This is a genomic window from Williamsia sp., assembly GCF_036566845.1.
Lineage (GTDB): Bacteria > Actinomycetota > Actinomycetes > Mycobacteriales > Mycobacteriaceae > Williamsia.
In genome coordinates this window covers 1-8,540 of the sequence record NZ_DATCVM010000193.1, presented here as the reverse complement: position 1 = coordinate 8,540, position 8,540 = coordinate 1, and the positions used below count along the sequence as shown (strand labels likewise).

Genomic DNA, 8,540 nt, shown 5'->3' with positions numbered 1-8,540 from the left:
CATCGCAGACAGGCGAGTGGCGAGGTCGGTCAACAGTGCCCACCGCTCTTTGATCATGCGACCCGACTCGGCGGACGACAGAGACCCGTTTCTGCGTCCGTCGAGGGCCCGCGCCGCGGCGAGCCCTTCCGGATCGAGTTCACCTACGAACGCTTCGACGGCAGGCAACAAGGCATGAGTATGTACGTCGACGGTACTCACGCCGGCACCTCCAGCATCAGCGCGACCTTGTGGATGAGACCGGGGACGTCACCGTCGGTACGTCCTTCGACCATCCACTCGACCAACTGGGTCGATGATTCGACGACGACCTTCGCTCGCCCGAAGCGGCGCCCCTGAACGCGCAGCAAGACCTGGTCCATGGATCCATCGGCGCCGAGCAGTTCCTCGACCAGCACAGACGCATCTTCGAGGGCCATTGCCGCGCCTTGAGCAATGGTCGGAGGGCAATTGTGCACCGCATCTCCGATCAGCATGATCCGCCCGCGGTGCCACGGTCCCTCGACCAGATGAGTGGTGAACCACGTGTAGTTGATGGGTGTGTCGTCGTCGACGGAGGCCGCGATCTCCTTCCACGGGCCTCCGTAGTGGCCGGCGAGTTCTTTGAAGACCGCCGGGCCGTCTTTGAGGTCACGCATGCGAGCGTCCTCGATGATGTACGCGTAAATCGAGTCGTCACTGGTGGGGCAGTATCCGGCGATATAGTTGGGACCACCGTAGATGAGGTCGGTGCGGACGATTTCGGTTGGCCTGGGGACGACGACGCGCCAGGCGCCCGCACCGGTCGATCGCGGTTCGATATCGATTCCGAGTAGCTTGCGGGTGGTGGAATTGATGCCGTCTGCGCCGATGAGCAGGTCGTACGACAGCCGCTCACCGGTGGCAAGGATTGCAGTGGCTGTGTCGTTGTCGGATTCGGTTGCGGTGAGCGTGCAACCGTATCGAATCCGGCCGCCGCTCTCGTGCACCAGTTTCCGGAGGATCTCCGCGAGTTCCGGTCGTCGCATCCCGAGGGTTGCCGGCAGTTCCGGACCGCCGGTGCGGACGTCGTCGATGATCGCGAGAACGGTGGCGTCGGGGTCGGGCGCGCGAATGCCGATGGAGTCGAATGCGTAGCCTAGTTCTTTGATGCGATCCCATGCGCCGATCTGCTGGAGAATGCGAAGTGCGTTGCCTTGCAGAGTAATCCCTGAACCGGATAGGGACGGGTTCTCAGCGCCTTCGAGTATCTCGACATCGATGCCGGCCTCGGCGAGCAAGATACCGGCTGTCATTCCTGCAATGCCAGCGCCGACGATGCCGACTTTGTTGACTATCACCGATGGTTGTCCTTCCTGGAAAGTGTGTCAGTGACCGGACTGGATGTGTTGGGCGGCGATGAGGACGCGCGGCAGGTGTTTCGCAGGGTGCCGATACCGGTCACCGACGCTTCCATGACGTCTCCGGGAGTGAGCCAGCGCTGCCACTTGCCTCCGTTGCCGGCGGGGCTGCCGGTAAGAATCAAATCCCCAGGTAGGAGCGGTGTGATGGCGGATGCTTGTGAGACGAGAGAGGGAATGTCGAAGAGCATGTTGGCCGCTCTGTCGTGTTGCATGCGTTCGCCGTTGAGACGGAACTCGATCTCGAGTTCTCTGTAGTCGCCCAGCAAGTCGGCAGGTACGACGAACGGGCCGATCGGAAGAAAGGTCGGACGGTTCTTCGCGCGCATCCAGTCTCCGCCGAGCGGGGCGTGTTCAGCGGGGAACTGCAGATCGCGCGCGCTCACGTCGTTGGCGATGGTGTATCCGGCTACGGCTGTCAGTGCGTCTTCGTAGGTCACGTTCGCCACCCGGGAACCTATGACAATCACCAGTTCGGCTTCCCAATCGGTGCGGGCCGATTCGGGAACGAGGAGCACGTCGTCGTCGGCGCCGCACATCGCGGACTGCATGCCGGCGAAGAAGAAGGCGCTTCCTGTCCGGACGCGCTCGTCCATCATTGCGGTTGCGGCAGTGTGCAGTTCGGTGTCGGATCGCATGTCGGCATCGTCTTTGCCTGAGACGATCATCTCGGCGACGTGGCTGCGGTAGTTGGCTCCCGCTTGAAAGATGTGGCGAGGTTGCACCGGCGGTAGCACCTGCAGTTCCGTCAGCGGGATCCCGGTTTTCGATGCCTCGTCGGCAATTGCGGGTAGTGCGGTGTGCACAGATTCCCATGCGTCGAAGATGTCGAGGGTGGTGTCGATGCCGGGGCCGAGGCGGCCCGGTTCGATACGGATTACTCGGTCACCCGACACGACGCCTGGGAAGCTGCCTTGTCCGTCGTCGAAGGTGCCAACGCCATAGGTGTTCAGTCGTCGGTTCATGCCGGTACTCCGTCAATGGTTGGGCAGGACAGGGCGGAGGCGCCGGCGTATTCGACGGTCCCGCCGAGCTGAGATTCGATCTGCAACAATCGGTTCCACTTGGCGGTGCGTTCGGATCGCATCGTTGAGCCGACTTTGATCTGCCCGGTTCGCCAGCCGAGGGCGAGGTCGGCCAGCCACGAGTCCTCGGTCTCGCCGGATCGAGCGGACAGCACAGTGCGATAGCCGTTTTCCTGAGCCAGTCGAATTACGGCCAGGGCGTCGGACAACGTACCGGTCTGGTTGGGCTTGACAAGGACAGCGTTGGCAGCGCGGACCTTGATGCCCCGGCCCAATCGCTCGGCGTCGGTGACGAAGAAGTCGTCACCGAGAAGCTGCCGGTCACCCAGACGCGCCGTTGCTTCGACCCAGCCTTCCCAGTCGTCTTCGCCGAGAGCATCTTCGATGGAGACGATCGGATAGTGCGCGCACCATTGCACCAATTCGTCGATGAGTCCCTCGGCGTTCAGTCGGCGATCACCTTCTGCGGCGAGCACATATCGTCCGTCGCTCGAAAGAAACTGTGTTGCAGCGACATCGACCGCGATGCCGACGTCGGTGCCGGGTCGTAGTCCGGCCCGTTCGATGCCGGCGACCACCATGTCGAGTGCCGCTCGATTGGTGGGCAGAACGGGGCCCAGGCCACCTTCGTCGGCGACGAGAGCGATCGCATGGCCCATCTCGCGCAGAACCTCAGCGGTCCCGCGACGTACTCGGGCGGTGTAGTCGATCGCTTCGGAAAACGTCCCTGCCCCTACCGGAACTGCCAAGAAGTCCTGCACGTCGATCGAGCGGCCGGCGTGAGCACCGCCGGAAATGATGTTGACCATCGGAAGAGGCAACAGTGGGTCCGCACCTGCCGCGACCGATTGATAGTGGGGAACTCGCTGGGCGTCGGCGGCGGCGAGGGCAGCGGCGACCGACACTGCGAGAACGGCATTGGCGCCGAGGCGACCGAGATCGGGAGTGCCGTCGGCCGCGCGCAATGCCTCGTCGACCGTCTTGCCGTCGAGGGCGTCGAGTCCGTGAACGGCCTCGGCGAGAACGGTCCGCGCATTGATCGCTGCTTGCTGAACTCCCTGGCCGTCGTAGCGGGAGTCGCCGTCGCGCAGTTCGCGCGCTTCGTGCCTGCCCGTCGACGCGCCGGAGGGAACGTAGGCGTGCCCGCGGCCGCCGCCGGAGAGTTGAACTTCGCAGCCCACGGTCGGTTTACCACGCGAGTCCAGGCCCTCCCAGGCGGTGATGGTGGTGATTGCGGTGTCGATCACGACAGGTGCCTCCAAGCGTCGAGAAGTGGATGAGGGAAGTCTCCGAGTAATCGGAGGCCGAGTGCGCGTGCTGTTTGTCGGCCGCCGTCATCGAGGTAGTCGATCGGGCTTCGCCCGTCGACTCGGGCAAGGACCAAGACACCGGTTTGCCGGATCAGTTGACGGTGCAATTCTGGGTCGGAGTGATCGAGCGCGTCGAGGAAGTTCGCGGCGGCGCGGCGGAACCGTTCCGCAAGCTCTGGTCGTCGGATGCTTTTGAGCAGCAGGTGGCCGACGACCCACGCCGGATCGAACGTGGGGTCCCCCAGATGAGCGACCTCCCAGTCGATGACCCACACGTGTGCATCGGAGTCGCCGACAAGGATGTTTTTCGGTGAATAGTCTCCGTGGACCAGGCATGTCGGCGTCTCGTTCATTACTGCGACGGTGCGGTCGATCTCGGCGGCGACGTCGGGGTGACCGTCGCGTACTTGCACGTGGAATGGTTCGACGCGGAGTTGTTCGAATGCAGTGCGGGAACCGAAGTCGCCACGTAACTCCTCGGTCCGCCCGGTGGTGTGGCTCTGCAGGTGGGCGAGAAACTCGCCCAGTCGTCCTGCAACGTCGATGTCGACGATGCCAGCCAGCAGATCGGCTTTCCATGTACGCCAATGGGCTGGTGCTCGTTCGATGACGAGAAAGCCGTCCGCAAGATCCAGGACCGCGGGGACGGCGCCGGGATCGATGGTGGCCGCGAGCTGAAGTGCCCGCCCCTCGGTGCTCAATCGGCTGACGTCGGCCACCCAGTCCTGCTCGACGCGCAGTCGGCTCAGTGCACGTTTGACGACGATGTCGAGTCCGTCGCCGGACACAGACAACACGTCGTTGGAGACTCCGCCGGTCAAGGGAGTAACAGTTAGCTCCGTGGTGGGCGAGGTAAGGCCGCGCCGGCGTAGATGGTCGGTGACGGCGCCGGAGAAGTCGGCGTCTTCGAGGGTCATCGAACGCTCTCCGATACTCGCAACGCCGGCGATGCCAATACGGCCTCGTTGACGATGCACTCGGGGAGTCGACCGCCCAACACATCTACGACGTGCTGAGCTGCCGAGCGGGACAAGTCGGCCATCGATCCATCGGAGCTGAACGCGTAATGCGGCGTGAGGAGAACGTTCGAGCTGGTACGCAGCGGGTGCCCTGGGGGGAGCGGCTCAGGATCGCTGACGTCCAGACCCGCCCCGGCAATACTGCCCGCTGTCAGTGCCGCTGTCAGTGCTTCGGTGTCAACGAGACCGCCGCGCGAGGTGTTGATCAGCCACGCAGACTGTTTCATCAACGCCAACTCGGCACCGCCGATCGTGTGACGGGTGGACTCGTTGAGTGGCAGGTGCAAAGACACGACATCGGCCACAGAGAGTAGTTCCTCGAGTGAATCGACTGCGGTGACGCCATCGGTGACGCCGCAGCGGCGACCGAGACCGACCACGTTCATTCCCAGAGATGCCATCCGGGGAACGAGCGCCGAGCCGATCGATCCCAGTCCGATTGCGCCGAAAGTCTTTCCGCGCAATCGGACCGGAGTCGGGGCGAATGAGCGGTTCCATGCTCCGGCTGCGGTGTCGTTGACAAAGGGCACCAACCTCCGAGCAAGCGCCAGGACCATCATCAGCGTGTGGTCTGCGACCTCGTCGACGCAGTAGACCGGGACGTTCGTCACGATCATGCCGAGTTCCGTCGCACGGGCAACGTCGATGTTGTCGAGACCGACGCCGAATCGCGCCACCGTCCGACATCGCGTTGCGCTCTCCAAAACCTGGGCGGTGACGTGGGCGAAGCAGGTGGCGATGGCGTCTACGTCAGCAGCCAACACTGCGAGCTCAGCGGGATCGGTTGTGGATGCCACGACCATGTCCACACCCGCCGCCTCGAACACCGAGCGTTCGACGTCGAGAGTGGCCGCTGGATGATCTGTGATGAGCACTCGGTACGTCATGTTGACCTCCACGGCGTGATCGTCTGGGATGCAACGGATTCGACAATGCGGTTGCGTGTGCCCCCGAGGACGTCGACGCTCGTGGTCACGACGTCGCCTGGGCGCAACGCCGGCCGTGAACCGCGGCCATGCCTACCCCACAATTCCGCTAGGCAGCCGCTGCGGCATGTCCCGGAGCCCAGAAGGTCTCCCGGGCGGACTTGCGTGCCGCGCGAGGCGTAGGCAGCGAGGGCGGGAAAGGACCACGCCATGTGGTCGAGTGTGTCGCCGCCGATCTTCTCACCGTTGACGGCGACCTCCATGCGCAGGTCGAACGACGGCCCCGATACGCGAGAGGATAATTCGTCCGCAGTGACGAAGTACTGGCCCAGACTCGTCGCAGTGTCCTTTCCCTTGGCCGGACCTAGACGCATACGCATCTCGCGGAACTGCACGTCGCGGGCGGAGAAGTCGTTGATCACGACGTATCCGGCGATATGGTCGGCAGCTTCGTCCACCGTCAGATCGCGCCCGGCTGCACCGACGACGGCCCCGACCTCGAGTTCGAAATCAAAATCCACGCAACTCGGCGCAAGGGGTACATCGGCGAACGGACCGATGATCGCGTACGGATTCGAGAAGTAGAAGGTCGGTATCTGCCAAAACTCGTCCGGTATCGTCGCCCCCGGATCGAGTAGTTTGACGATGCCTTCGGTGTGCTCGGGAAATGTCGAGAAATCGCGAAATGTCGGAGGATCGAGTGGTGCGAGCAGGATGGCATCGGCGCTGCTCGTCACCGAATGACGTTCCGCCAGTGCGTGTTCGGCGACATCGTGGAGCTTGCCGTCGTCGGCGAGCAACGACGCGAGGTCCCGCTCGCCGCGGAGGTCGACCAGTTCGTCATTTGCATCGAGCACCGACAATGTGGGGCCGTTGTCGGTCTGTCGGCGTGCGATCTTCATGCTTCTCCAGAGTTCTTTGTAGTACGGCGGTCGAATCGGGTTCTTCGGCTCAGCCTTGCCCGGGAACCGCGTACGGGTTGAGCAGTTCGGCCTTCATCTCTGGTGAGGCGCCCTCTTCGGTTGCGGTCAAACCTTCTGCTGCGGGGAAGGATTCGGTCATCGAGTGCGGCATAGCGCCGTTGCGGTAGAGATTGTTCGAGCCCTCGGACGGCTTCCACGTGTGAGGCTCCCAGTCAGGGACGTAGTTGCGGTAGCCACCGGAATTGAGTTCGACGCGCATCTCACTCGGCTCGCGGAAGTACAGGTAGTTCTGCTCGCCGATGCCGTGGATGGATGGGCCGTATTCCATGTCGGTTCCGCGTTCCATCAGGACGTCGGCACACACGATCAGCTCCTGGTAGGTATCGACCCAGAATGCAATGTGGTTGATACGGCCCGGCCGATCCGACGTGTCGAGAACAACACCGAGATCATGTGATTTTTCATTCGTCGTCAAGACACCGAACACGGTGATCGGTGCTTCTTCGAGATCGGTGAACGCCATCGTGCGGTACCCGAGGACATCGGTGTACCACGCGCAGAACGCGCGTACATCGGTGGTCGCCACGGTGATGTGGTCGAGGAAACGAGGGGCACCCGCATGCGCCGATCGCTTCTCCGGACGGTCCGGGTAAATCGACTTGTAGTCGGTGTCGGCGTCAAATTTGTCGACGTCGTAGATCAATCGCATGGGATGCCCCCACGGACCGACGAACTCGTATGCCTTACCGAATCCGAAATCTCCGGTAGACCACGTGCCGGTGATGCCCGACGCTTCGACCCGACCGGCTGCTTCCTCCAATGCTTGGGCACTGGCCGTGCGCCACGCCATTCGCTTCAACGTGGGTTCAGGGCCCAGCGACAAGACCAAGCTGTAGGCGTAGTAATCACCCCAGCATCGGAGATAGACGCGACCATCACTGTCATGGATAGCGCGCATGCCGAACTTCTCCGTATAGAAGCGGGTAGACGCGGCGACGTCAGGGGTGGTGATTTCGATATGGCTGAGGTGAGAAAGCAAATGCGGCACGTTCGGGTCCCTCTCGAAGAATGTGACTTGTGGCTTGGATCACCAGATTGCGTCACATCCCGGAAAAGGGGAATGGGGTCTCAGACACCCCAAGTATCTGTGCGGCCAATAGTTCGCGTTGGCAGTTCTGTGAGCACGTCGCGGTCAATCCGCATCATCACGACGTCGAAGTTCTCGGTCGGCCGGCTTTGCGGATGTCATCGCTCCTACTGCCATCGCCACAGGCGTACAGTCGCCGTCCGCGCTGAGAATTCCTTTCCGTCACAGGTCCCGAGATCCGTTACTAGGCAGCCGATCTCGGCGTGGCGGTGACTTCTACTCTGCTACATCGAGGAGGTGACGAATGACCGACACTGGACCACGATTTGGCGGCCTCGAGGTCGGAGCGATCGTCGCTGAGGGCCGACCTGACGGTGACCCGAGAGGGCTTCGATGATGGTCCGGCCTTGGCCCGTTTCGTGGGTTGAGAAGCGCTCGGTCCTCGACCCACACCGCGGGTCCGGCCGCTGTGAGAACCCACCTCTGCGTGCTGTAGTTGGCGCGAGGAAGTTATCAATCCGTCAGGATGATCAATTCGCGGTCCGACGCGATTTCCACGCGCAGGCCCGCCTTCGACGCGACTCGGGCAACTCCCTTGATGTCACTGGGTTCCGCGCGCGAGATCACGAGCGCCCGCGCCAGAAGACCCTTGTGGTGCTTGTTGAAATGACTGACCACCGTGCGACTGCCGTCCGGCTTCTCGGTGAGGACCGTTGCGATCAAGGCGTCCGGAACAGGTCCGAGGTCTTGGTAGGTGCCGGATCGTAGATCGATGACAAGGCCGTCGGCTTCGGCGGCCAAGGCCTTCGGCAGCTCCGGCTTCCACAGCGAGCGCAGCGTCCCCATCCCCGGCAGCTTGGACCCGCCGGAG

The 8,540-nt window shown here is 62.9% G+C and carries 8 protein-coding genes and 1 pseudogene; all 9 read right to left on the bottom strand.

The window, feature by feature from the left end:
* Positions 1 to 201: pseudogene (locus VIQ49_RS18860) on the bottom strand (amidohydrolase); the annotation flags it as partial.
* Complete coding sequence (locus tag VIQ49_RS18855) at positions 198 to 1,319, bottom strand: FAD-dependent monooxygenase (protein WP_331887370.1); 1,122 nt, start codon at positions 1,317 to 1,319, stop codon at positions 198 to 200. The gene VIQ49_RS18855 and the pseudogene VIQ49_RS18860, both read right to left, overlap by 4 nt.
* Positions 1,316 to 2,344: a fumarylacetoacetate hydrolase family protein gene (locus VIQ49_RS18850; RefSeq protein WP_317821494.1), complete on the bottom strand. Its 1,029-nt coding sequence runs from the start codon at positions 2,342 to 2,344 to the stop codon at positions 1,316 to 1,318. Before VIQ49_RS18850 ends, VIQ49_RS18855 begins: the two co-directional genes overlap by 4 nt.
* Complete coding sequence (eno, locus tag VIQ49_RS18845) at positions 2,341 to 3,651, bottom strand: phosphopyruvate hydratase (protein WP_331887368.1); 1,311 nt, start codon at positions 3,649 to 3,651, stop codon at positions 2,341 to 2,343. Before eno ends, VIQ49_RS18850 begins: the two co-directional genes overlap by 4 nt.
* Positions 3,648 to 4,631 (bottom strand): aminoglycoside phosphotransferase family protein, encoded by a 984-nt coding sequence (locus tag VIQ49_RS18840; RefSeq protein ID WP_317821498.1) that lies wholly within the window; start codon positions 4,629 to 4,631, stop codon positions 3,648 to 3,650. Before VIQ49_RS18840 ends, eno begins: the two co-directional genes overlap by 4 nt.
* Entirely contained in the window at positions 4,628 to 5,620 is a 993-nt protein-coding gene (locus tag VIQ49_RS18835) for a C-terminal binding protein (RefSeq protein WP_331887363.1), read from the bottom strand. The genes VIQ49_RS18840 and VIQ49_RS18835 overlap by 4 nt, the downstream gene beginning before the upstream one ends.
* Entirely contained in the window at positions 5,617 to 6,561 is a 945-nt protein-coding gene (locus tag VIQ49_RS18830) for a fumarylacetoacetate hydrolase family protein (RefSeq protein ID WP_331887361.1), read from the bottom strand. Before VIQ49_RS18830 ends, VIQ49_RS18835 begins: the two co-directional genes overlap by 4 nt.
* A gap of 49 nt (positions 6,562 to 6,610) precedes the next feature.
* Complete coding sequence (locus VIQ49_RS18825; RefSeq protein WP_331887359.1) at positions 6,611 to 7,630, bottom strand: VOC family protein; 1,020 nt, start codon at positions 7,628 to 7,630, stop codon at positions 6,611 to 6,613.
* 552 nt (positions 7,631 to 8,182) lie between these two features.
* The coding region (gene yaaA / locus VIQ49_RS18820) for a peroxide stress protein YaaA (protein ID WP_331887357.1) at positions 8,183 to 8,540 on the bottom strand (358 nt) is incomplete at its 5' end.

What these genes read in the sequence shown, in the direction of transcription:
- VIQ49_RS18835 (WP_331887363.1), bottom strand. Translation starts at nt 5,620, where the DNA reads ATGACGTACCGAGTGCTCATCACAGATCATCCAGCGGCCACTCTCGAC.
- VIQ49_RS18840 (WP_317821498.1), bottom strand. Translation starts at nt 4,631, where the DNA reads ATGACCCTCGAAGACGCCGACTTCTCCGGCGCCGTCACCGACCATCTA.
- VIQ49_RS18850 (WP_317821494.1), bottom strand. Translation starts at nt 2,344, where the DNA reads ATGAACCGACGACTGAACACCTATGGCGTTGGCACCTTCGACGACGGA.
- VIQ49_RS18830 (WP_331887361.1), bottom strand. Translation starts at nt 6,561, where the DNA reads ATGAAGATCGCACGCCGACAGACCGACAACGGCCCCACATTGTCGGTG.